This is a genomic window from Spirosoma sp., assembly GCF_026391055.1.
In the GTDB taxonomy this organism is placed as follows: Bacteria; Bacteroidota; Bacteroidia; order Cytophagales; family Spirosomataceae; genus Spirosoma.
In genome coordinates, this window is sequence record NZ_JAPLET010000019.1 from 164,275 (window position 1) to 188,424 (window position 24,150).

The window sequence follows — 24,150 nt, forward strand, 5'->3', positions numbered from 1 at the left end:
GAAGGAGTTGATTTACATAGCTTGAGTGTTTCCAGTTATCCAGGTTTTAGTATTGGGTAAATAATGTATTGAACCGCTGAAATAGACCCCCAACCCCCTTCTGTTTTAGGAGGGGCCGGGCCGATACTTAGGTTGGAGGTGGTCCGTTACGCTACCGGTTCGGTCTCGGTCAATCCCAGTTGAACGGGTTGCATCTTCGGAGCCAGCAGGTGCATGACCAGCCAGGCGAGCATGTAGGCCGAACCGCACATCAGAAAGATGATGCCGTAGCCGCTCTGTACATCCCCCGCCTGTTTATAGCTGTCCAAGATACGGCCAACAATTTCGGGGAAGATGATGCCGCCGACCGATCCCGCCATACTGCCAATGCCCACAATGGAGCTAACCGCCCGTTTCGGGAACATATCCGACGCCGTGGTGAAAATATTTGCACTCCAGGCCTGGTGAGCTGCACCGGCCAGGCCAATCAGGGCAACGGTTGTCCAGATGCCCGGCCCGAAACGGACGGCGATAACGGGAATAACCAGCAGTGCAAAAATGAACATGGACGTTTTGCGGGCTTTCCAGACACTCCAGCCCCGGCCAATCAGCGCCGATGACAGGTACCCTCCGCCAATACTGCCGATGCTGACCAGCGTGTAGAGTACGGCCAGATACAGGTTTGGCTTTTTGGTGTCGAGGTGGAAGGTGGTGGAGAAATAATCCTGTAGCCAGAAGAGGAAAAACCACCAGATCGGGTCGGTGAGCATTTTTCCGAAGACGAACGCCCAGGTCTGGCGAACACTCAGCAGCTTACTCCAGGAAACGGGCTTGCCGTGGTCGGCAATGTCGTCGGGGGTGGTTTCGTTGTCGCTGTGAATGTAGTCGAATTCTTCTTTGCTCAGTTTAGCCTGTTTAGCGGGGATTTCGTAGCTAACGTACCAGAAAACCAGCCAGATAAAGCCAACGGCTCCGGTTACGATAAAGGCCATCTGCCAGCCGTAGATGCCTAGTATCCAGGGAACCAAGATAGGGGCGACTACCGCACCGATATTGGCGCCGGAGTTGAAAATGCCCGTTGCCAGCGCTCGTTCTTTCTTGGGGAACCACTCCGCTACCGTCTTGATGGCTGCCGGGAAGTTACCAGCCTCGCCCAGGCCAAGCCCGATTCGGGCGAAGATAAATCCCATCGTACTCGTTGCCAGGGCGTGGGCCATAGCCGCAATACTCCAGAAGATGATAGCGATAGAATAGCCCGTTTTTGTGCCGATCCGGTCGATGAACCGGCCAAAAACGAGCAGACCAATGGCGTAAGCCGCCGAAAAAACCTGCACGATCCGGCTGTAGTCCAGCTCCGACCAGTTGAACTCTTTTTCCAGCGTGGGCTTCAGCAAGCCTACTACCTGCCGGTCGAGGTAGTTGATGGTCGTCGCGAAGAAAAGAAGGGCGACGATTGTCCAGCGATAATTTCCCAGCGGTTTGTTCATGCGGATTTAGGCGTAAAGGATGAAACATGCTGAACCAGGGAGGCTACCCGTTCCTTCAGGGCTTCGGGGGTTAAATTCTGACCCGAAAATAATTGCGAGCCGATACCCACGGCCGTCACGCCCGCCTGAAACCAGGCTGTCAGGCTATCTGTGGTGGGTTCAACACCGCCCGTTACCATGAGCTTAAGACCTGGCATGGGGCCCTTGATGGCTTTGATAAACCCCGGACCCACCACGTTGCCGGGAAACACTTTTACCAGATCGGCACCAAGCACCGTCGCCTGATACAGTTCATTCAGCGTCGAACCCGCCGGAACCCAGGATACACCCCGTTCGCGGCACACATCGCCTACGGCGGCCGTGGTTACGGGTTGCACCACAAAGTCGGCACCGGCATCCAGGAATAATTCAGTATCGGTAGGGGTAAGGATGGTGCCAATGCCCATAGCCATGTCGGGGCAGTTGGCGCGTACGTATTTCACCAGATCAGTAAAAACAGGCAAGGCCATCTCACCCCGGTTAGTGAACTCAAATACCCGAAGACCACCATCATAGCAAGCCTGAACGATAGACTGGGCATGGGCACTGTCGGGATGGTAAAAAACCGGTACAATCGGGTGATTACTGACTAGGTCGAGGATTTTTTCGGAAGTGAAAGCGGACATAAGGGTATTAGGATAAAGTTGTTATTGGAGAATAGCGATTTGTGATATCGGCAATGGTTTGGTTAGTGGCATCGCCCAGTTCCTGCAATTTGCCGAAAGCAGCCGCAGCGGCAAAATTGACCACCTCCTGCGGTGGGTGTGTTTTGTACAAACCATAGATCAAACCCGCCATGAAGCAGTCGCCACTGCCTACCCGGTCAACGACAGAATCGGTCAGCAACTCGGGCGATACATATTGCCTGCCTTCGGTAAATATCGTTGTATAATACCGAAGACCCGTTGGGGGCGTGTCGAACCGGAAGGTATTGGCCACGACCTTAACGCGGGAGAACCGCTCCTGAATAGCTTCCGCTGTGGCCTGAGAATGGGCCAGATAGTCGGCTGTGTGCCCTTTAACATGAATATGCTCATCGACGGGAATCCCCAGCAGGGCGTTAGCCGCCCAGATGTTACCCATCACGACATCGCAATAGTCCATAAGGCCGGGCATAATGTCTTCTGGGGGGGCACCGTACTGCCAAAGCCGCGCCCGATGATTCAGGTCTATCGAAACGGTAATGCCTTTCGCCGATGCTACCGCCATCAGTTCCCGACAGGCTTCGGCCACGTTGGCGCTCAACGCCGGACTTATTGCGCTGACGTGCAGCCACTCGGTATCCTGTAAAACAGCGTCCCAGTCTACCTTGTCCGGAGCCAGTTCCGAAAAGGCCGAATGAGCCCGGTCGTAGATAACGCCCGCGTTTTTGAGGTCGGTGCCCTGCGGCAGGTAGTAGGTGCCCACCCGCTGACCGGACCGTACAATGCCCGACGAGTCGATACCATTAGCCTCGATGTAATGTATAATGTCATCGGCGAGGGTATTATGTGGGAGAATCGTACTGTATTTAACCGGAACGTCCCACTTTGCCAGGGCCGTAGCTACATTGAGTTCGGCACCACCCACAAAGACGGGCATCGACGTTTGCCGAATCCATTCGCCGTTGGCAATGGGGGAAAATCGTAGTAATAATTCGCCGAAGCAACAGATTTTGGTCATAGAATAAAAAGTATCCTGCGCGAGCCCTTACGCTTTCTGAGAACCGGCTCTACTAAGTTCATAGAAGAAAGAGCATTTGTGAGCCGTTCTTTACCCAAAGATTTATTTAAAAACTGCCACTGTGTAATCAGGCCGTGTGTTTTTAGATCGGAAAGGATAGTGCGGCAGTTTGTTGTAGCCCGCAATTGAGGTTTAGATTAACTCGTTTATGACCGTTCCGTACGCGTTGATCCGGGCTGTCAGCGTAGCCGAAGCACCCTGTTCGACCAGTTGAAGCAGGTTCTGTACGACAGCCTCGGCGAAACCGGGTAAACGGCTCAGATCAGTACCCCAGAGGCCGGTGTTTTTCAGGGTTGTATCAACGAGCGCTGCGGGCGATAACCCGGCCCATAAACCAGCGAAGTAACCCGCCTGGCTATCGTTGATCGGGTATACTTCGCCCGCCCGTTCGCCCTGCCAGACGTTCTCCTTTTGGGTTACGCCCCGCATAAACAGCAGGTAAGCCGCAAAGCCCAACGCTATGTACTGCGGAGTGGCAGGTTGGGTTGTTACGTCGGCCTGTTCGTAATGATTGAGCAGAACCGGAATAATCCGCATCTTCATTTTGGCCGAATACTGCATGGTGATCCCCAACCAGCGATGTTCGATAAAGGGGTTGCGGAAGCGGTCGAGAACCTGCATACCGAAACGCCGGGCTACGGCCTCGTCAATCGGGTAGGGAATACCTGGAATGAGGTCGGTTAGCATGACCCGGCTAACGAAAGCCGACAATAGCTCATCCTCCATCCCCTCGCGAACCGTAGTAAAGCCGCCCAGAAAGGCCAGCCCGCAACTCAGCGTGTGAGTGCCATTGAGCAGCCGCAACTTCAACTCCCGGAAGAGGTCGATGTCGGGCTGAATAAACACGGAGTTGTCGGCCTGGTGAAAGGACAACGTATTTTTGATATGCTCTTCGTCAGAACCGGCGGGCACATCAATGGCCCATAATCGGTATACCTCCGAAATGATCAGCAGGTCATCCTCGTACCCAAGCTCTTCGGTGAGCGCCTTCCGGGTTGCTGCGTCGGGGTGTCCGGGTACGATCCGGTCGACCAGTGAGTTGCAGCAGGTATTGGCTGTTTCGAGCCAGTGGATGAAGTCAGGCTGTAAGTCGTTCTGGTGCGCCAGTTCGCGTAAAATAGATGCCAGCGTCGTCCCATTATCGGGAATGAGTTCCGTTGGAACTATAACTAATCCTTTATTAAGGTCGCCGGAAAAGACTTTGTAACGGGCGTATAGTACGGCCAGTAACTTACCGGGAAATGAGTCCGGGGGCGACTGGTGAATGCTGTCCTGAGTTAATTGAATACCTACTTCTGTGGTGTTCGAAATCACAATTTGCAGATCCGGGCTGGCAGCAAGGTGTAAAATTTCATCCCATTGCTGTTTCGCCGACAACACACGGCTGATGGCCGAGCAGATTACATTTTCTTCGGCCGTCTGCCCGTTTTCGATTCCCCGGATGCAGAGCGTATACAAGTTATCCTGTCGGGCAAACGCGGTCATATCGCCCCCATCAGTTGATTTGACAACGACGATACGGCCATTGAAAATACCCTGCCGATTGGCTCGGTCGATCAGGTAATCGGGCAGGCCACGCAACAGAACGCCCGTTCCGAACTGCAAAACCCGCTCGGGCAGTTGCTGAACATGGGCGGGCGGCAGGCTGATGGCGGTTGGGGAAGCATGCGTAGCGAGCGTCGTTATCGATAAGGTGCTCATAAATTAGCGGACGGGTTAATGGATGACCAAAGAAGATCGAAAATTATCTTTTTCTAGGAATAGGCTGCGATGAAACCGGAGTGTGTCTCCTGATAGACAGCTTAAGAGTAAGGAGGCTATTTATTAAATAGAAGAATTACGCCATATTTATTCACGCAAACGTTATCGGGAACGTTACCACGTTTATGAATGCATTTGAGTAATCGGCCTATGGGTAGCAAACGGGCTGAAAGGCCTTATTGAAGCAGGCTGTCTGGGTGCCAATAAATTTTTGTATTTTACTAATACGCCAACTTGGATACGATTACGATAAAAGATATTGCCCGTGCGTTAAATCTCTCGACCTCAACCGTTTCGAGGGCGTTGCGGGATAGCTACGAAATTAATCCTGAAACCAAACGGCTGGTTACTGAATATGCAGAGCGGCTCAACTACCGGCCTAACCCAATTGCGCTGAGTTTAAAGGAAAACCGAAGCCGGGTTATTGCGGTTATCGTTCCGCAGATTGCCAATAACTTTTTCTCACAGGTGATCAACGGCATAGAGGCCATTGCCTACAATCGGGGATACCACGTTATTATTTTCCAGAGTCACGAGTCGTATGAACGGGAGATGCTAACGGTACAGCAGGCAGTGGCCCGCAAAGCCGACGGCCTGCTTATTTCGTTGTCGAGCGGTACACTCGACGTAACTTACCTGCGGGAGTTACAGGATAAAAAACTGCCTATTGTTCTCTTTGACCGGGTTTCGGCTCAACTGACCAGCCCTAGTGTGTCGGCCGATAATTTTGCCGGTGCTTTTGCGGCTACCGAGCATTTACTGCAAAGCGGTCGCCGACGGATTGCCCATCTGACCATGCCCTCCCATATTTCGGTAACGCAGGAACGGCTGGCCGGTTATCGGGCGGCTCTGGAGCAGTATGGAATAGACTACGATGAGAACCTGGTACGGTACGGCTGGTTTGGGCAGGATGAAGTAGAGCCGCTGGTCGACGAACTACTGACGTACGCTCCGGATGCGTTTTTTGCGGCTGGCGACCGGCTGTCTTTAGGCTGTCTGGCTGCGTTGAAAAACAGAAATATTGCCATTCCCGGCGATGTGTCGCTGATTGGGTTCACGAACAGTACGGTTGCTGATTTGCTGGCTCCGCCCTTAACGACTGTTGAGCAACCGGCTCTTGATATTGGCCAGATTGCCGCCGAACAGTTAATCAATCTGATTGAAGGCAAACAGCGTGATCCGCAGCCTAACCCAATCAAAATCCCGACCCGGCTAAATATTCGGACATCCTCGAAATGAAAAAGGACCAGACAGGCTGTCTGCTATATTACGGCGCTGAACTGGTACGTTCCGGAACCAACGGTCACTTGTAGAAATCCGTCTCTGGTACCAATCACCCGGATGTCAGGGCTGGCTGTCAGAGCTTTATTGCTCTCCAAAACGCTCTCTGGCTTAGTAGTTGGGATGAACACGGTAGCGATGGTATTCACCGGAACGACGACATTCAGACGAACGCGATTACCTTCTTTTTTCCAGGATGATACAATCGTTCCGTTGATGGATTGATAGCTGGCATTGACGGCATTGATCCCCTCCGGTGCCAGTTCGGGCCTGATGATGAACGTTCGATAACCCGCTTCTTCTGCTTTTATCCCGGCCGCATTGCCAAACAGCCACTCGTTCACCGATCCAAAGGCGTAATGGTTGAAGGAGTTCATACCGGCATTGTTTTCGAACCCTTTTCCTTTAATGTAGCTATTCCAGCGCTCCCAGATGGTATTGGCTCCGTTCACCACCTCGAAACCCCAGGATGGATACTCGGTGCTTAGCAAAAGTTTGTACGCTTGGTTGGTGTGCCCCGTCATGGACAGCGACGGCAAGAGGGGCTTCACTCCCAGAAATCCAGTCGAGAGCTTGTTGTCGTTCGCTTTGATCAGGTCGACCAGCCAGTTGCCCGCTTTGGGGGTTAAATTCGGGGCGATCATGTTCATGTAAATGGCATTGGCGTAGGCGGTTTGCGTGTGGCCTTCGAACCCCATTTCGCCGTCGACATAGCCTTCGCCATTGCCATAAGCGGCACTGTTTGTTTTAAAACGGCCGTTGCTGTCGGCATAATGAGCCATAAAAGCCTGTTTGATTTTCGTAAACATAGTGGTGTAATACGTAGCTTCGTCGGGCTTCCCAATGGCCTTTGCCATATCGGCCATCATGGACGCTGCATAACCAAAATATAGGGTTGCCAGCATATCAGGGGGCGTTTTCTTGCCGACCGAAAGCCAGTCGCCGAACCCGCCTTTGGGAGAAACTTCGGCGAAAGAGCCTTCCTTGTAGACGTAGGTGCCCTGGCTTTTAGCTTCCATAAACTTCAGGTACGCCACCATATTCGGCCAGAATTTCTGGATAACGCGGGTGTCGCCGTAGGTTTTGTAGATCGTGTAGGGGCAGATGATACCGGCCTCCGACCAGCCGGGCGAGTAGGTGTCCGTTTTGCGGACGTTGGGCGCTGGGGCGTAGATCGGATAGGCGTTGTCAGGTCGCTGGGCGTCGTTGAGGTCGACCAGCCATTTGGTGAAAAAAGCCGAAATGTCGTTGTTGAACGTCGCCGATTGAACGTATGCCTGGGCATCGCCGGTCCAGCCCAGCCGCTCATCCCGCTGGGGACAATCGGTCGGTACATCAACATAGTTGGAACGCTGTGTCCAGACGATGTTCTGGTATAGCTTGTTAATCAGTTTATTGTCGGTTTCAAACGTGCCCGTTTCGGGGGTGGCGGAAGTTAATACGATTCCGGTAATAGCGTCCAGTCCGGGGGCTGATCTAAAACCAGCTACATCTACATATTGAAAGCCGTGGTAGGTGAACTTGGGCGTCCAGGTTTCGCCCTTCGGATCACCCTTGAGAATATACGTATCCGTAGCGCGGGCTTTGCGCAGGTTTTCGGTCATGATGTCGCCGTTGGGAAAGAGCACTTCGCCGAAGCGTAGACGAAGGGTATCGCCTTTGTTGCCCTTTACACAGAGCCGCACTACACCCGCAAAGTTTTGCCCCAGGTCGAACAGGTAATGCCCGCCCGATTTTGGCGTAACCGTTTTGGCTTTCAACTCCTGAAAAGCGCGAACAGGATTTCCCGGATAAGCCTCAATCTGCCGGTCAGCCTTATCCGGGAAAACGGTACTGCTCTTCCAGTTGGTATCGTTGAAGCCCGGTTTGCTCCAGTTGTCGAAGGCCAGATTGGCGTTGTAGGTCTCGCCGTTCAAAATATCCGCTTCGAGGATAGGGCCGTGGCTGGTCTTCCAGCTTTGGTCGGTGGCAATCGTTTCAGTTTTGCCGTTGGTGTATTCGACTTCCAACTGAGCTTTCAGCAGGGGGACGTCACCGTAGAAGTTCTTCACAACCGGGTTTCCAACGAGTAGGGCATAGCCGAGATAGCCCGCATACCAACCATCGGCAATGATGGCCCCCAGCGCGTTTTTGCCGGTTTTTATATTGGCCGTTACATCGTAGGTCTGGTAGTAAACCCGCTTGTTGTAGTCGGTCCAGCCGGGTGTAAAGTAGTCGGTCCCGATCCGTTTTCCGTTGATCTGACATTCGTACAGTCCCAGCGATGTTACGTACAATCGGGCTTTTTTGACCGGGGCCGTCAGTTGAATTTCTTTTCTAAAAAAAGGAGCCGGGGGCAGGTGATACGTTTTACCCTTTCCCAAAGTGGTCAGGTCGTTCCCAATCCAATTGGCTGACCAGTCGGCTTTGGTGAGCAGGCCCATTTCCCAGGTTGCAACGGCGCTCCAAGGACCAGGTTGACCGCTTTTGTCCCAGCTACGAACTTTCCAGTAACAGATGGTTCGGGAGGGGAGGGTTTTACCGGCGTATTCAATCTGATTGGTAGTATTACCCGTTACCTTGGCGGAATTCCATAAATCAGCTTTTTCGGCATTCAATAAAGCGGTCGACGATGCTACCAGTATCTGATAAGCCGTTTGAAGCTGACCGCGTCCGGTAGCCGTTAACTCCCAGCTTAAGCGGGGTTTATCGACGTCGACGACCGGGTTTTGTTTGTACTCAGTTCGTAAATGAACTGGTGTTAGGTTAGCGGAAATTGCCTCCGATGTCGTGAATAGAATCGTTATGAAGCACGTCATTAGCCAGACGGTCAGCGCATTAAGCCGGGCGAATTTCATAGAGTGAATGGGTATATGGACACTATAAGTAACAGACAGGCGGTGACCTACTTATAATACGGATTGCCCAGCGAGTCAATGTAAGCCCAGGGGTAATTCCATTTATCCATGTACACGTTTCCGGTCTGGAAGTTATCGTTGGCGGCCCGGAGTTTTTTCGCTAGAATACCCTCAAGTTGTTTCTGAGTCCCGGCCAGTTTAGGCTTATTGGCCAGATTCGTGAGCTGATAGGGATCCTGCTGGTTATCGTACAGCAGCCACGGGCCTTTCAGGTCGCGCACGTAGGTAAATCGCGCCGTACGAATTCCCCGATATTCGCGGCCACCGCGCCCATAATTCCATTGGTGAAACGGTACGATACAGGCAATCAGGGCGGCATCGTCCAGCCGGGGAGTACGGGGCTGGCGTATCAGGCTGGCAACGTTCTTCCCCTGTACACTGGCCGGAATGGACTGGCCACTCAGCGAAAGCACCGTAGGCATCACATCGGTAAGTGTGATGGGTACATCCAGCGTGCGCCCTTTCCGACTCAGTTCAGCGGGATACTTGAGCAAGAACGGTATCCGAATGGACTCGTCCCAGGGTTTCTGTTTGTTGATCTGATCGTGCGAGTACAGCATATCGCCGTGGTCGGAAGTGAACACGAAAATGGTGTTTTCATCCAGTTTAGCCCCTTTCAGCGCGGCCTGTAACCGACCAATGCAGTCGTCGAGGGCGTTGATATGCGCGTAATATCCTTTCAGAGCCCGGTTGGCTTCCATCGTGTCTTTGGCGGGTACATTGGGTCGCAGGGACAGGGATTTGTCGGCGTACCGCTGGCGGTATTCTTTCGGGGCCGTCTGGTACGGGTCGTGCGGTGGCCCCCAGGCGAGCACCAATAGAAACGGCTCTTTGCGCGACTGAGTCATGAACGAAATGGCCGAATCCGTCTGGCTGATGGCATCGTACTGCTGCCAGACAAACCGCTTGTTCACCTCGTTGTAGTAAGGCGAATTGTTGTAATCGTGGGTGCATTCCAGCCCCCGCCAGTACTCGAAGCCCTGCCGCCGATCGGCCGGAATCGGTGCCAGACGACCGGCTGCGAAATCTTTAGCCAGTCCCCCGTTGATGTGCCATTTACCAATGAATCCGGTTTTGTAGCCGTTTTTCTGGCATACTTCGGCCAGCGTCACAGCTTCGTTGCGCAGCGGGCGGTCGTTATAAAATACCCCGTGGGTGGTGGCATGCTGCCCCGTTAACAGGCTGGCCCGGCTTGGTGAGCAGACCGGCACTTCGGCCACGCACAGGCGGGCGTTGACCGATTCCTGGGCCAGTTTATCCAGATTCGGCGTGATCACCTCCCGATTACCCGCGTAGCCGAGGTCCTGCGCCCGCCACTGGTCGGCCATGACAATCACGATATTAGGTTTACGGATACCGGCCTGACTGGGCGTTGGCTGGGTAGGTGTGGGCGATGGTTTCCCGGCGATCAGACCGGTTAGCAGCGCACCGGCTACACAAAGGGATATATACTTCATAGCTGATTATCGGTTGGAGGGCTATCGAGCGGCTTCTTTGAGTTGGTCAAAAATGGGCAGCAGTGACTTCTTTACCGCTTTTCCCATGGGCTCAACCGCCAGATTACGGAGTTCCAGCGGGTCGGTTTTCAGGTTGTACACTTCTTCGTAGCTATCCGCCGGTTCGCGAAGGTTGAAATAGTGGACGTACTTTCGGTCGGCACTCAGCACCCCTTCGGATTGTGGGATGAATACGGCTGGGGTATTAAACATATGCTCGAAAAAGAATTCCGTTCGCCAGGGTGTTTTAAGCGATGCGCCATCGCGATTGTCCATAAGTTGCGTAAGGCTGCGGCCCTGCATCCGGCTTGGAACGTGCACACCCGCCATCGTGAGCAGGGTGGGAGCGAAATCAATATTGAGCGTATACTTGTCGGTGGTACGGCCTTTCCGGTCCGGTCGGCGGGGATCATAAATGATGAGCGGCACCCGGATCGACAACTCGTGGCCGTACCATTTATCGGCAAAGCCATATTCGCCTTCGTAAAACCCGTTGTCGCTGGTGTACACGATGATGGTATTGTCGGCGAGTCCGCGCTCCTGCAAGGCTCGGCGGAGATGGCCCACCACGTCATCAATGCCCGTAATCAGTCGGTTATACGATTTGGTCGTCTGCTGAAACATCGAATCGGTAGCGAATCGGCGGCTCCAGCGAATGCGGGATTCGTTCTGGTCGTTGTGCCGAAACCAGTCCGGAAACTGCCGGTAGTAGTTGTCGTCGGCAGCAGCGGGGCGTTTCAGGATCTGGTCGCGGTAGAGGTCGGTGAACCGCTCGGCGTAGGGGAATTCGGGGTTGGCCGCATCCTGCGCGTGGGGCGCTTTAAAGCTCACCGACAGGCAAAACGGTTTTCCGGCCGGATTTCCCTGAATGAACTCGTCCATTTGCTGGCCCATCAAGTCCGTCAGGTGAATTGGCTTTCCTTGCGCATCCTTTGCCGCATAGTTGCCCTGCCCGTCGAAGCCGCGCCAGTAATCGTATTCATTGACGGGCATCACATTTCCCACGCCATACTTGCCAATGAACCCTGTTCTATACCCGGCTTTGCGGAGTAGCACCGGGTAGGTCTGCGCCAGGGCAGAATCTGTAAAGGGTGTCACAAAATCCACAATCCCGTGCCTACGGGCGTACTGCCCGCTCAGGATACTGGCCCGGCTGATGCAGCAGATGGGCGTAGTCACGTACGAGCGCCTGAAATAGAACCCCTCCCGCGCCAGCCGGTCGAGGTTAGGTGTCTGGATTGTTTTGTTTCCGGCAACGCCCAGCGCATCCCACCGCTGGTCGTCGGCCAGCAGGAAAATGATATTGGGAGCTGTGGGCGGGCGCGATGCCGGATCAATCGGCTGCCGAAGACCGAGCACCACGGCCAGACCGACAACGGAGAGCAGGAGCCGTTTCAAGAATTTTTTAGGAAAGGGTTAGAAATAAAGTTGTTCATTTGAAAATGTCAAAGCTTAGCGGACCTCAAGTGCGCTGTTTTAGTGAGAGCACAGTGCATAGCAGCTTATCGACAAACAAGGCTGCCTTATCACTGTCAAATTGAAATTTTTTTAGGAATTTATGAACCTCTTTAAGATTTAATGTGCCTGTAAGTAATATTCCTCCGCCTGAAGACCTAAAACGGGTAACCAATTAGAACTTTACGTACTTGTTAACGTAAGGCTATCGTTCTCGGGAAGACGAGCGTAAAGCCAGGTAATTGTGACATTGATTAGCTGCTTCCGTCCGAATAATAGCCTTATCGTGATACAGTTGTCCCGATTTTCAATTGTTAATTCAGTCTATTGCATCTGTTAGCCCTACTTATCATTTGCCTGACATTCTCAGGAACTACCTCTCCGGAAGCCGTTGGCAACCCGTTTTACTTTAAATCAGGTATCAGGCACAGCCATCAATCGGGTCAAAAAAAGAAGAAGGTCGCTAAGGCGCTCCGGCAAAAGACCAGAGGTCGAAAAACCAGTGCGCGTAAGCCCGTTCAGGCCCGATCCAAGTCGAAGAAGACTCGCCAGTCTCTGTCTGCTACTAAACGAAATCGTACGATTGTTCCGGCCAAAAAAAGGAAACCCGTTGTTAAAAAAGTAGCCTTGCCCTTAAGTCAACGACTCGCTATTATGGGGAGCCGGTACGCAACCATCCCGACCCTAGACGGTCAACTTAGCGGAACGGTGTATTACCTGGCTTCCGGGCACGGTGGCCCCGATCCGGGAGCCATTGGCCGGTATGGTAAGCAGCTTTTACCCGAAGATGAATATGCGTATGATGTGACGCTACGGCTTGCCCGGCTGCTTATCCAGCATGGCGCAACGGTGTACATGATCGTGCAGGACCGGAATGATGGTATTCGGGATCAGGCGGTGCTGCCCATCGATTACGATGAAGTGGCGTACCCAAACCAGACCATACCCCTAAATCAAACCAGTCGGCTACGGCAGACAACGACGGCCGTCAATGGTGAATACGCCCGCCACAAAGGGCAGTACCAGCGGTTTATCACCATTCACGTCGATAGCCGTAGCAAAGGAGAAACGACCGATGTTTTTTTCTACCATCACCCGCAGAGTAAAGTCGGGTTGCGACTGGCGCGGCACATTCATAAAACGTTTCTGGCCAACTACCGGCGCCATCGCCCCGCCCGTCCCTACATGGGCCGGGTGAGCAGCCGGGGAAGCTTATACGTGGTGAAGAATAGCCACCCGCCTACGGTCTTTATTGAACTGGGCAACATCCAGAATTCGCTGGACCAGCGCCGGTTCCTCATCCCGCAAAACCGGCAGGCCCTGGCCAACTGGATGTGCCAGGGCATACTGACAGACTATAGGACGAGGTAGCTGATTTTAGTCTTTACTTCTTCATGGTCAAAACATTAGCCGGGGCGGATGCATCAGTTTCTACCGTTTTCTTCGCGTGCGAGGTGTCGGTGTTCAGGAGCCGGATACCGCCGGAACGCTCCCCGGCTATGTGCATCAGCAAGTCAGCTTTATCGGTAAAGTGAAAGGTATCTAGCGTAATGTCGCGGCTATTCTGTACCTGCATAACGGTTTTATTGCTGGTGAGCAGCGACACATTTTTCAGCCGGATATTCTCGGCTTCGATACAAACCAGCCCTTTGTGGCTTTGCAGTACCGCATTCTCGATCAGAATATCCTTCACCGCCATCTCGGGCAAACCCCGGATCAGAATAGCTGTTTCGGCACCTTTACAGGTCACGTTCCGAATCTGAAACGACCGGAACTGGGGCGTAGCCTCAGAAAGGGGCTGCGGTTGGATGACGGGTAGTTCATTGCTTTCGCCCTGTTGTGGCACCGGGTCTTTGGCGGCATAATACATGTCGAACAGAATAGCCTCCCCGGCAATATCGGTCATGTCGATCCCATCCACGAAGATGTTCTCGACCACACCACCCCGGCCCCGCGCTGTCTTGAAACGCAGGCCAACATCGGTGCCCATGAACGTACAGTTCGACACATACAGGTTTTTTACCCCGCCCGACATTTCGCTGCCGATCACAAAGCCGCCATGCGCATGATACACCCGGCTATTCCGAACGATGATGTTTTCGGTGGGAACGCCCCGTTTGCGACCCTGCTCATCGCGCCCCGATTTAATGCAGATACCATCGTCGCCCACATCGAACGTACAGTCGTCGACAAGCCCGTTCCGGCAGGATTCCAGGTCTAGCCCGTCGCCGTTTTGGGCATACCACGGATTTTTGACCGTAACCCGGCGAAGGGTAATGTCTTCACAGAGAAGCGGATGCAGGCACCAGGCGGGCGAGTTCTGAAACGTAACTCCCTCCAGCAGAATGCGCTTACAGCGGGTAAGGCTCACCATATTTGGCCGAAGAAAATCCTTGATGCCTTCGTAATAAGCCATCGATTGCCCCGCTTTGATGGGTTCGCTGGCCCCTTTCAGCGATTGCGCTGTTGGGTACCAGGTATCCTGTTTTTCGTTCAGTACGCCACCGGAAGCGACCAGTTTTTTCCACTGGTCGGCGGTGAGTTTGCTTTTCTTGACCATCCGCCAGGCTTCTCCGGCGCCGTCAAGTATACCTTCGCCCGTAATGGCAATATTCTCCAGGCCAACGCCCGAAACAGGAGCCTGATTCCGAACAGCCTCTTCACCCTCCCAGGTTGTGCTCACCAGCGGATACACATCCCGGCGGTTTGTGAACTGAAGCAACGCTCCTTTGGCTAAGTGAAGGTTTACGTTACTTTTCAGCGTAATGGGACCCGTCAGCCAAAGGCCACGCGGAATCAGCACGACACCCCCGCCAGCTTTATTACATTGGTCAATCGCCTTGTTGATGGCGACCGTGTTCAGTGTCAGACCATCGGCGACCGCGTCCAATTTGCTGATCGTAATCGTATCCTTTTTAAAGCTGGGCGTTACTGCTTTGGGTAGGTCAGGTGGGCTGGCCGACACAACTTGAGCGATGGCGGCAAGGCATAGAATAGTGAATCCTGTTGCTGTTTTCATAAGGGTCTTCTACTACAAAAGAGCCGGAACAGATTCTAGTCCACGGTTCCGAATCGGGTATCCAGTTGGAATTTCTCTCTAAAGTGACCTTAAATCCGGCATCCATTCAAGCGATATCCCCCTTTTTTTTGTGCAATCGTTGCCGGGAACGATGCCAAACTCTGGTTTTAGCTTGGCTTGAATGGAAGAACACACCGTCTTTGCTTTATCAGGCTCCAATTAATCGTGCTAAATAGTCCTGAAAAATTCACAGAAACTTTTACAGGCAACGATCTGGAACAGGAACTTTATGTACTTTTGACACAAAGAGAAAAATGATGTTTATGAAGCGGATATACAGCCAGCTTATTGCGCTACTACTGGTCGGGAACAATTGGGTACAAGCCCAGCAGGCACATGTTAATCTTGACTGGAACCCTCAAAAAAATACCCAGAACTTGCTGCCTTTCGGTGCCAGCGTCATCTCTCCCGAAGTTCGTGACGACCACACCGTTACCTTCCGGCTCAAAGCTCCCGATGCCAGAGCCGTTCTGCTGACCGGTGGTCCTATGCTGCTGGCCCTGAAGGCAAAAGATCCCATTCCCTTTCAAAAGAGCGACGACGGTCTGTGGTCGTTGACGGTTGGGCCGCTCAAGCCCGATATGTACGTATACAAATTTATTATCGACGGCGTGCAGGTTGTCGATCCGAACAATACGCTGACGGGCTTCAACGACCAGCCCGGCTATAGTAATCTGGTCGTTCAGGGCGATGGCCCCGCTTATTACGATGCGAAGCCTGTTCCGCACGGAGCGGTTACACGACACATTTACCATTCGGACGTGCTCAATGGCGAGCGGGAAATGTACGTCTATACGCCCCCCGGTTATACGCCTAAAAAGAAGTACCCGGTGCTGTACCTGATGGGTGGTAGTGGCGAACTGGCCTCCGGATGGGCGCTCGATGGTCGTGCCAATTTCATTGCCGATAATTTGATCGCCGAAGGTAAAATGGTGCCAATGCTCATTGCCATGCCCAACAATCAGGTGGTTCATCGCAACGATCCGGCGCATACCGAGAAGACGTTCCCACTATTGGAAGAGGAATTGAAAAAGCAGGTCATCCCGCTGATCGACAAGTCCTACAGCACCCGCGCCGACCGCAAAGGACGTGCCCTGGCGGGTCTGTCTATGGGAGGGCGGCATACGCAACTGGTTGGGTTGAAAAATCTTGATCTGTTCAGCGCCTTCGGTGTCCTGAGTGCGGGCGATCTGGAAACTGAAAAAGTTAGTGCGGCTTTTCTCAACGACCCGGCCGCGAACCGGAAGGTTGATTACTTATTGGTAGGGCAGGGAACCGGTGAGGTAGAAACCATCGGTAAACGGGCCGTAGCCCTGCATGAAGCGCTGCAAAAGCATACGATTAAACATGATTATTACGTCGGTGGCGAAGGGGCTCATGACTGGGGCACCTGGCGGCATCTGCTGTATTACAAACTATTGCCCAACCTTTGGCGGTAATGACAATGATAGCGAATGATAATAAACCCAAGTATATGAAAATCAATATAACCACTCCACGTTTGCTGGTAACCCTCGCTGCAACGGTTGTTGCAGTTGGCGCTCTGGCGCAGGCACCCCAGCGGACCCCCACGCCCAACGACACGCTCAAATCACCCAAAGTGCTGGACGACAAGCGGGTGATGATTCAAATTTACGCACCCAAAGCCAGCGAGGTAAGAGTGGGTGGTGATTTTCTGTCGGGCGGTAAACCCATCAGCCTGACCAAGAATGACGTGGGCGTCTGGTCGGCGACGACCGGCCCGCTCCGCCCGGATTATTATTCGTACACGCTCATGGTGGATGGCGTTCGGACGATGGACCCCAAGAATCCGATTATCAAACAGGGCATCAGCAGTTTGGAAAATATCATGCTCGTGCCGGGTGCCGAAACCGCTTTTGAGGATAACAAGGCTGTGCCGCATGGCGAAGTTCGGGAAGTCTGGTACTCGTCGAAATCGCTCAACATGATGCGCCGGATGCACGTGTACACGCCACCGGGTTATGAAAAAGGTAATACCAAATACCCCGTCTTTTACCTGCTCCACGGTGCCGGAGATGACGATTCGGGCTGGAATACCATTGGCCGGGCGGGTTTTATTATCGATAATCTGCTGGCTGCGGGACAGGCCAAACCTATGATTGTGGTCATGCCTAACGGGAGTATGCCGCTGCCCCCATCGAGTGGAATGAATCCTCAGGCCATGAATACCATCCGGTCCATGTTCGCCAATGATTTGCTCAACGACATCATGCCAACGGTGGAGAAAACCTACCGCACATTGCCCAATCGCGAAAATCGGGCGTTGGCGGGCCTGAGCATGGGTGGTTTCCAGACGCTGGATGTGAGCCTGACCCGCCCTGAACTATTCAACTACGTTGGGGTATTCAGTTCCGGATTTTTCGGGGCTTCCATCGACGAAGCCGAAACCAAATATGCCAAATCGCTGAACGATCCTTCGTTCAACAAGAACAAAAAACTGTTCTGGATCGGTATTGGTAAAGATGATTTCGTGATGGATGCCAACAAGAAAACGCTGGCCCTCCTCGACAAGCACCAGATCAAATACCAGTACAAAGAAACCTCCGGCGGTCACACCTGGATCAACTGGCGGCAGTACCTCAATGAGTATGTGCCCATGCTGTTCAAGTAAGTGAAACTTGATTTTTAAAAAATACCCCACCCCAAACGGTACGCCGTCGCGGCCCTCCCCTTTTATCAAGGGTATAGTTTGAGGTGGGGTATTTTCTTTTAACCATACCCATTCTACAACCTACCTCATGAACCCAACTCGATTACGTTTACTGCTTTGCTTCCTGTGCTTTTCTACCCTTTCCTTTGCCGCTAAAGTCGATTCGCTGGATGTGCCGTCGGCCGCAATGAAGAAGAACCTGCGGGCGGCTGTGGTGCTGCCGAATTCTTACGCCAAAGGCAAAGCCAATTATCCCGTTTTGTATTTGCTGCATGGGGGTGGCGGGAAGTTTAACGACTGGCTGAATAAAACGCCCGATAAAATGCTGCTGCATAATCTGGCCGATCAATACAACATCATTATCGTGACGCCGGAAGGGGAACCCTTAAGCGGTTATCTGGATAGCCCCATTCAGAAAGACAACCTTTTCGAAACCTACATCACCAAAGAGGTCGTCGAAAAAATTGATAACACCTACCGCACTATCCGCGACCGTAAGGGGCGGGTCATTACGGGCCTAAGCATGGGTGGTCATGGTGCCTTGTACCTGTCGGGCCGTCATCCGGAGGTTTACTGTGCTGCCGGTAGCATGAGCGGAGCACTCGATCTGTCAATCACGCATTGGAAAATTACGCCGGAGTTTGCAAAACAGATTGCGCCGGGATTCACCCGGATATTGGGACCCGTTGGGGCAACACCCGACTTATACGCGGCTAACTCGGTCGTGAACATGGCCGATAAACTGAAAGCCAACGCCCTGCCACTGATCATTGATTGTGGAGTCGACGACTTCCTGATCGAGCCGAACCGGGAGTTGCACCGTCGGCTGGTGTACAACCAGACTCCGCACGACTATACCGAGCATCCCGGTGCGCATACCTGGGACTATTGGGAGAATTCGCTCCCATCGCATGTCTTGTTTTTTAGCAAAATATTGACCCAAAACGGCATTGTTGTTCCCTGATCTACCCGTGACTTGTATGAAAAAACTTATTATCTGCCTTAGCCTGCTGGTTACCGGACTGTCTCAGGCGCAGAATTTTCCGGCGCGCACCCCGACGCCCAATGATACCCTGGTTTCGGCCAGAATTTTACCTGATAGTAGGTTGCGTTTTAGCATCTACGCCCCCAAAGCCACCGAGGTAACGGTGAACGGCGACTTTATGGCAGGGCAGCCAGCCGCCAGTCTGACGAAGCAGGCCAATGGCGTATGGGCAACCACCGTTGGGCCATTGGCTTCCAATCTGTATACGTACGATTTTATGGTGGACGGCATCAAAACGTTCGATCCGAAAAATCCGCAATATAAAGAGAGCCTGAATGGTCTGTCGAACCTGGTTACGATACCGGGAAAAGAGACCGATTACCTGACTGAAAAAAATGTACCGCATGGTCGGGTCGAGATTGTCTGGTACCCATCGGCTTCACTGGGTATAACCCGCCGGATGCACGTGTATACCCCACCGGGTTATGAAAAGTCGACGGCCAAATTACCGGTTCTGTACCTGCTTCATGGCGGGGGCGATAACGATGCCAGTTGGATGACCGTGGGGCGGGCCAATTTCATCCTGGATAACCTGCTGGCCGAAGGGAAGATGAAACCCATGCTGGTGGTCATGCCTGCTGGACATACGCCCACACCCGGTATACACATGGGCGCTGGCCCGGAGCAGGACCCGTTTTGCATTGATTTTATGGGTAGCGTGATGCCGTTCATTGAGAAGGAGTACCGCGTGTCGACCCGTCGGGAAGACCGGGCTATTGCGGGCCTGTCGATGGGGGGCATTCAGGTACTGAACATTGCCCTCTGGCATCCGGAGAAATTCAGCTATGTGCTTCCACTGAGTACCGGCTACTTCCCGCCTGTCATCAAAGAGCTGGAAGAAAAGTACCAGGCCGTGCTGAAAAATCCGGAAATCAATCGGATCAAATTAGTCTGGATTGCCATGGGTGGCCCAGCCGATATTGCCTATCAGAATAACAAGAACATGATGGCCCTCTTCGATAAGAACGGTATAAAATACCAGTATGTCGAAGTGCCCGGCGGGCACTCGTTCCTGGCGTGGCGAAATAATCTACACACCTTTGCCCCATTACTATTTCGCTAACTACCTGCGATCAGGGACTGGCTTCCTGAATCCCGCGTTCGTATCTCCCAACTTGTACACCCTTCATGAAAAGACGAAGCTTTCTTAAAAACAGCTCCACAGCCGGGCTGATGGCCATTATCACGCCAACCGGCATCCTGGACATTCGTAAAAAACAGGCTACACAACCTGCCGCCGTTGCCGAATCGTTCGCCGACGCCTTCCTCAATCCGCCAGCGTCGGCACGGGCGCAATGCTGGTGGCACTGGATGAATGGCAACGTCACCGCCGACGGAATCACCCGCGACCTGGAAGCCATGAAGCAGATCGGGCTGGGCGGGTTCCAGAACTTCGACGCCGGCACGGGTATTCCCAAGGGTCCTGTGGTGTATCTGAGTCCCGAATGGCTGGCGCTGAAAGAACATACCATTAAGGAAGCCGAGCGGCTGGGGCTGGAGTTTACCATGCACAACTGCCCCGGCTGGTCGTCGAGTGGCGGGCCGTGGATCACACCCGAACTCGGCATGCAACAGGTGAGCTGGAGTGAAACTTTCGTGACGGGTGGCCAGGCCGTAACGCTCCCGCTGGCGCAACCGCTTACCAATCTGAATTATTACCGGGATGTGGCGGTGATTGCCTACCCATCGCTCCCCGGCGAAGTATCGCTGTCGGCTGTTGTTCAGCAGGTTAGTGCCAATGGGAGTGGGGCGGTTTCTGCCGACGAACTGGCCGGAAGCAAAGGTGTGTCGATTATGGCCGAGGCCGAGGATAAACCTGTTACGCTGCTTATTGAATTTAAACAGCCCTACGAAGCGCGCTCCATTGCGTTTTTGAGTAAGCCCCTGGGCAAACCCCGACCGGCTGGTGGTTTTGGTGGCGGTCCGCAGCTAACGCTCGAACTGTCGGACGATGGGCAGACGTTTCGGAAGCTAACCTCGATTGGTACCGGGCGTTCGTCAGATCTGTCGCTGAGCCTGGCGGAGTTCCCGGCAACGAAAGCGAAGTTTTTCCGGCTGACATCGCCCGGAGCGCGTCAGTTCTCTCAGCTTCGTTTTTCGGGAGCGGCACGGCTGGCCGACTGGCGAAAGAAAGCCAACAGTGCCTTTGGTGTCATGGGCGTCACGCCCGATCCCGACGGCAGTACCAAAGCTGCTATCCCGCTGGATGCGCTTGTCGATCTCAGTTCATTCATAAAAGACGGAGTGCTCACCTGGACGGCCCCGGCGGGCAACTGGACGGTACTTCGGATGGGCTACACCCCAAACGGCGAGATGAACCGGTCGGCACCCGATACGGGCGTTGGGCTGGAATGCGATAAATACAGTGCAGCGGCCATTGATTTCCATTTCAATAAAATGATGGAAAATCTACTGCCAACGCTCGGGCCAATGGCAAAAAAAGGCCGCGTCGGGATGCTCATCGACAGTTATGAAGTAGGTATGCAGAACTGGACGGCGCAGTTTCCGCAGGCGTTTCAGGCCCGCTCGGGCTATTCGCTCCTGAACTATCTCCCGGCATTCACCGGGCGCATTGTGGGCGATGCCGATACCACCGAGCGGTTCTTGTGGGATGTACGCCGAACCCAGGCCGATCTCATCGCTGATAATTACTACGGACGATTCCGCGAGTTGTGCCATAAAAACGGTATTACGGCCTACACCGAACCCTACGACCGGGGGCCAATGGAAGAAATGCAGATTGGTGCCCGCGTCGACGTGAACATGGGCGAATTCTGGAATGGTCTTTCGGCGATCTTTCAGAACAACCTGACCATGCGCCGGACCACCAAGCTGGCGGCTTCCATCGCACACATCAACGGACATGCGGTTGGAGGTGGCACGCCCGAAAACCCGCAGGTGGCGGGGGCGGAAGCCTTCACCGGCGAACCCGAGTCGGCGCGCTGGCAGGAGTACCCTTTTGCTATGAAAGCCCTGGGCGACAAGATGTTCACGCAGGGGCTGAACAAGATTATTTTTCACCGATACGCGCACCAGCCCCACCCAACCGCCGTGCCGGGCATGACGATGGGGCCGTGGGGTATTCACTTCGACCGGACAACGACCTGGTGGAATCAGGGACGGTCGTGGCTGGATTACATTGCCCGTTGCCAGAGTTTGTTACAACAGGGGCTGTTTGTTGCCGATCTGGCCTATTTCACCGGTGAAGACGGTAATCAGTACACGAAAGTAGAGCCCCATGAATTAACGCCAACCCCGCCGGAGGGCTACGATTATGATGTTATCAATGCTGAAACGATCATAAAACGAGCCAGCGTATCGAACGGAAACCTGACCCTGCCCGACGGCATGAGCTACCGGGTGCTGGTGATGCAGGACCATAAAGCGTTGAGTATCGAACTGGTTCGCAAACTGCGGGAGCTGGTCAAAGGCGGGCTGATTCTGGTCGGTTCCAAACCCGCTACATCGCTGGGGTTACGGGCAAAAACGCAGGGAAATGATGAATTTCAACGGCTGGTGAACGAAATCTGGGGAGCTGGTAACGGTACTGAAAATCGGTTGGGGAAGGGGCGTGTTTTCTCTAAGCAGCCTATTCAAACGGTGCTGTCGGCGCTGGCCATCAAACCCGATTTCGAGGTCACGTCCCGCTCCGGCGACGCGCCCGTTACCTACATTCACCGGCGCATCGGGAAGACGCAGGTGTACTTTCTGGCCAACCAGCGACGAAGCCCCGAAGACCTGGTTTGCACTTTCCGCGTCGACGGGATGCTGCCCGAACTGTGGGATGCGGCAACGGGTAAACAGACGCCGTTGCCCTTTTATACTATGGCCAATGGGCAGATGCAGGTGCCGATTCAACTCGATCCGGCTGGCTCTGCTTTTATCGTGTTCCGCTCGGCTGCAAAACCAAAACAACTGCAATCGGTCAGCAATGGGAGCGGGCTTGTTCTGACGAATAAACCCTTTTCAACCCCCGCCCGGAAGCTGTATAAAGACGTTTCGAACAGCTTTGCCATCAGCCTGTGGGCCAAGCCGGAGTCGAACATCATGCTATCGACGAGTGGGTTTCTCGACACGGTAAAAGGCTCCTGGACGGATTTTTACGCTATTTACCCTCCCGCCGGTACGGACTTGTACGGAGAGGGTCATGCTGCCTGCGGGCTAGCCATCGGGCGAAACGGCGTGGTAGTCTGGGAGCGTACAACCGGAAATCCCATTCTTAAACTGGCCGCCCCGGTAGATATAGCTGGCTGGTCGCATATTGCGCTGATATACGCCGATGGTATTCCGGCGGTGTATGTTAACGGCAAACTGATTCAGCGCGGGAAAGCCGCCGGAAGCATCGTTCATCCCGGTTTGGGACAAGCGTACCTGCGTGATGGCGCGTCGTTCTACAACGGCGATCTGAGCGAACCGCAGCTAATAGCGGAAGCCATAACGGAAGACCGCGTTCGGCAACTCGCCAGCCAGCTCCGGCCGCAACTCGAAACCATGCCCGTTGTGCAGCTGGCCACGAATGGCGTGCCGGGTCTGCGCTTCTGGCAGAATGGCCGGTACACGCTGCAATACAGCGATGGCCGTAAGACGCCTATAACCGTTGCCGGAATTGCTCAGCCAAAGGAATTGACCGGTCCCTGGCAGGTCAGCTTCCCCCCAAATCTGGGTTCTCCGGCGCAGATTACCCTTCCCAAACTAATGTCGCTGAGCAGCCACGAGCAGGATGGGGTGAAGTATTTTTCGGGTACGGCCAGTTACCGTACAGCATTCACGGTGGCGGCCGGTTCGCTCGGGAAAGGAAAGAAACTCATGCTGGATTTGGGTCGGGTAGAGGTGTTGGCGGGGGTCAGGGTCAACGGCAAGGATCTGGGTGTATTCTGGAAGCGTCCGTTCCTGGTCGATATCACCGATGCCGTAAAACCCGGTGCCAACACGCTGGAAATTGCCGTCACCAATCTATGGCCCAACCGCCTGATCGGTGACGAACAACTGCCCGATCCCGACAAGTTTACCCCCGGCGGTGGGTCCAGTGGCATTGCCAGCCTGAACAACGGAGCTATTGTGGAGCTACCCGCCTGGTACAAAGAAGGGAAGCCCAAACCCGCCGATGGCCGGGTGACGTTCACCACCTGGAAACACTACAAAAAAGACTCACCCCTACTGGATTCCGGCCTCATCGGTCCGGTGGTATTAAAAATGGCAGAAGAAATTGCGGTATAAGTGGATTAAGAATAACCAACT

Annotated in this window: 15 protein-coding genes; 7 read left to right on the top strand and 8 right to left on the bottom strand. The window is 53.7% G+C overall.

Annotated elements, in window-relative coordinates; all coding sequences use genetic code 11:
* Nucleotides 1-146: 146 nt before the first annotated feature.
* The 4 genes from NT073_RS11425 to NT073_RS11440 form a co-directional block, all read right to left on the bottom strand.
* Entirely contained in the window at nucleotides 147-1,466 is a 1,320-nt protein-coding gene (locus tag NT073_RS11425; protein ID WP_297373102.1) for an MFS transporter, read from the bottom strand.
* Complete coding sequence (locus NT073_RS11430; protein ID WP_297373105.1) at nucleotides 1,463-2,131, bottom strand: bifunctional 4-hydroxy-2-oxoglutarate aldolase/2-dehydro-3-deoxy-phosphogluconate aldolase; 669 nt, start codon at nucleotides 2,129-2,131, stop codon at nucleotides 1,463-1,465. The genes NT073_RS11425 and NT073_RS11430 overlap by 4 nt, the downstream gene beginning before the upstream one ends.
* 7 nt (nucleotides 2,132-2,138) lie before the next feature.
* Nucleotides 2,139-3,167 (bottom strand): sugar kinase, encoded by a 1,029-nt coding sequence (locus NT073_RS11435; RefSeq protein WP_297373106.1) that lies wholly within the window; start codon nucleotides 3,165-3,167, stop codon nucleotides 2,139-2,141.
* 192 nt (nucleotides 3,168-3,359) lie between these two features.
* Complete coding sequence (locus NT073_RS11440) at nucleotides 3,360-4,928, bottom strand: tagaturonate reductase (RefSeq protein ID WP_297373108.1); 1,569 nt, start codon at nucleotides 4,926-4,928, stop codon at nucleotides 3,360-3,362.
* A gap of 294 nt (nucleotides 4,929-5,222) precedes the next feature.
* Between NT073_RS11440 and NT073_RS11445 the strand changes: the two genes are divergently transcribed.
* The gene (locus tag NT073_RS11445) at nucleotides 5,223-6,227 is read left to right on the top strand and encodes a LacI family DNA-binding transcriptional regulator (protein WP_297373111.1); all 1,005 of its coding nucleotides are present in this window, start codon (nucleotides 5,223-5,225) and stop codon (nucleotides 6,225-6,227) included.
* Nucleotides 6,228-6,250: 23 nt separating this feature from the next.
* Here NT073_RS11445 and NT073_RS11450 read toward each other — a convergent pair whose 3' ends face one another.
* Genes NT073_RS11450 through NT073_RS11460 form a run of 3 tightly spaced genes read right to left on the bottom strand, consistent with a single transcriptional unit; the run spans nucleotide 6,251 to nucleotide 12,060 of the window.
* Entirely contained in the window at nucleotides 6,251-9,106 is a 2,856-nt protein-coding gene (locus NT073_RS11450; protein ID WP_297373113.1) for an alpha-L-rhamnosidase, read from the bottom strand.
* Nucleotides 9,107-9,153: 47 nt separating this feature from the next.
* Nucleotides 9,154-10,623, bottom strand: coding sequence for a sulfatase (locus NT073_RS11455; protein ID WP_297373115.1), 1,470 nt, complete (start codon nucleotides 10,621-10,623; stop codon nucleotides 9,154-9,156).
* A gap of 21 nt (nucleotides 10,624-10,644) precedes the next feature.
* Nucleotides 10,645-12,060, bottom strand: coding sequence for a sulfatase (locus NT073_RS11460; RefSeq protein WP_297373117.1), 1,416 nt, complete (start codon nucleotides 12,058-12,060; stop codon nucleotides 10,645-10,647).
* 384 nt (nucleotides 12,061-12,444) lie between these two features.
* Between NT073_RS11460 and NT073_RS11465 the strand changes: the two genes are divergently transcribed.
* Nucleotides 12,445-13,488 (top strand): N-acetylmuramoyl-L-alanine amidase, encoded by a 1,044-nt coding sequence (locus tag NT073_RS11465; RefSeq protein WP_297373119.1) that lies wholly within the window; start codon nucleotides 12,445-12,447, stop codon nucleotides 13,486-13,488.
* Between the two features lie 13 nt (nucleotides 13,489-13,501).
* Here the strand turns inward: NT073_RS11465 and NT073_RS11470 are convergent, their stop codons facing one another.
* Nucleotides 13,502-15,136, bottom strand: coding sequence for a glycoside hydrolase family 28 protein (locus NT073_RS11470; protein WP_297373121.1), 1,635 nt, complete (start codon nucleotides 15,134-15,136; stop codon nucleotides 13,502-13,504).
* A gap of 323 nt (nucleotides 15,137-15,459) precedes the next feature.
* Between NT073_RS11470 and NT073_RS11475 the strand changes: the two genes are divergently transcribed.
* The 5 genes from NT073_RS11475 to NT073_RS11495 all read left to right on the top strand — a co-directional run bounded on the left by NT073_RS11475 (nucleotide 15,460) and on the right by NT073_RS11495 (nucleotide 24,129).
* The gene (locus tag NT073_RS11475; protein ID WP_297373123.1) at nucleotides 15,460-16,635 is read left to right on the top strand and encodes an esterase; all 1,176 of its coding nucleotides are present in this window, start codon (nucleotides 15,460-15,462) and stop codon (nucleotides 16,633-16,635) included.
* A 35-nt stretch (nucleotides 16,636-16,670) separates the two neighbouring features.
* Nucleotides 16,671-17,828, top strand: a complete 1,158-nt coding sequence (locus NT073_RS11480; protein WP_297373125.1) for an esterase — start codon at nucleotides 16,671-16,673, stop codon at nucleotides 17,826-17,828.
* A gap of 127 nt (nucleotides 17,829-17,955) precedes the next feature.
* A complete protein-coding gene (locus tag NT073_RS11485; protein WP_297373126.1) occupies nucleotides 17,956-18,831 on the top strand; it encodes an alpha/beta hydrolase family protein in 876 nt (291 codons plus the stop codon).
* Nucleotides 18,832-18,847: 16 nt separating this feature from the next.
* Nucleotides 18,848-19,975 carry an esterase gene (locus NT073_RS11490; protein ID WP_297373128.1) on the top strand — a complete coding sequence of 376 codons (1,128 nt, stop codon included), beginning with the start codon at nucleotides 18,848-18,850 and terminating at the stop codon, nucleotides 19,973-19,975.
* Between the two features lie 65 nt (nucleotides 19,976-20,040).
* On the top strand, nucleotides 20,041-24,129 hold the full coding sequence (locus tag NT073_RS11495; protein ID WP_297373130.1) for a glycosyl hydrolase: 4,089 nt from the start codon (nucleotides 20,041-20,043) through the stop codon (nucleotides 24,127-24,129).
* Nucleotides 24,130-24,150 lie beyond the last annotated feature (21 nt).

Bases quoted from the DNA above. Each gene is read 5' to 3' on its own strand.
- NT073_RS11485 (WP_297373126.1), top strand. From the start codon at position 17,956: ATGAACCCAACTCGATTACGTTTACTGCTTTGCTTCCTGTGCTTTTCT.
- NT073_RS11425 (WP_297373102.1), bottom strand. From the start codon at position 1,466: ATGAACAAACCGCTGGGAAATTATCGCTGGACAATCGTCGCCCTTCTT.
- NT073_RS11455 (WP_297373115.1), bottom strand. From the start codon at position 10,623: ATGAAGTATATATCCCTTTGTGTAGCCGGTGCGCTGCTAACCGGTCTG.
- NT073_RS11430 (WP_297373105.1), bottom strand. From the start codon at position 2,131: ATGTCCGCTTTCACTTCCGAAAAAATCCTCGACCTAGTCAGTAATCAC.
- NT073_RS11435 (WP_297373106.1), bottom strand. From the start codon at position 3,167: ATGACCAAAATCTGTTGCTTCGGCGAATTATTACTACGATTTTCCCCC.
- NT073_RS11450 (WP_297373113.1), bottom strand. From the start codon at position 9,106: ATGAAATTCGCCCGGCTTAATGCGCTGACCGTCTGGCTAATGACGTGC.
- NT073_RS11440 (WP_297373108.1), bottom strand. From the start codon at position 4,928: ATGAGCACCTTATCGATAACGACGCTCGCTACGCATGCTTCCCCAACC.
- NT073_RS11475 (WP_297373123.1), top strand. From the start codon at position 15,460: ATGAAGCGGATATACAGCCAGCTTATTGCGCTACTACTGGTCGGGAAC.
- NT073_RS11470 (WP_297373121.1), bottom strand. From the start codon at position 15,136: ATGAAAACAGCAACAGGATTCACTATTCTATGCCTTGCCGCCATCGCT.
- NT073_RS11490 (WP_297373128.1), top strand. From the start codon at position 18,848: ATGAAAAAACTTATTATCTGCCTTAGCCTGCTGGTTACCGGACTGTCT.
- NT073_RS11480 (WP_297373125.1), top strand. From the start codon at position 16,671: ATGAAAATCAATATAACCACTCCACGTTTGCTGGTAACCCTCGCTGCA.
- NT073_RS11495 (WP_297373130.1), top strand. From the start codon at position 20,041: ATGAAAAGACGAAGCTTTCTTAAAAACAGCTCCACAGCCGGGCTGATG.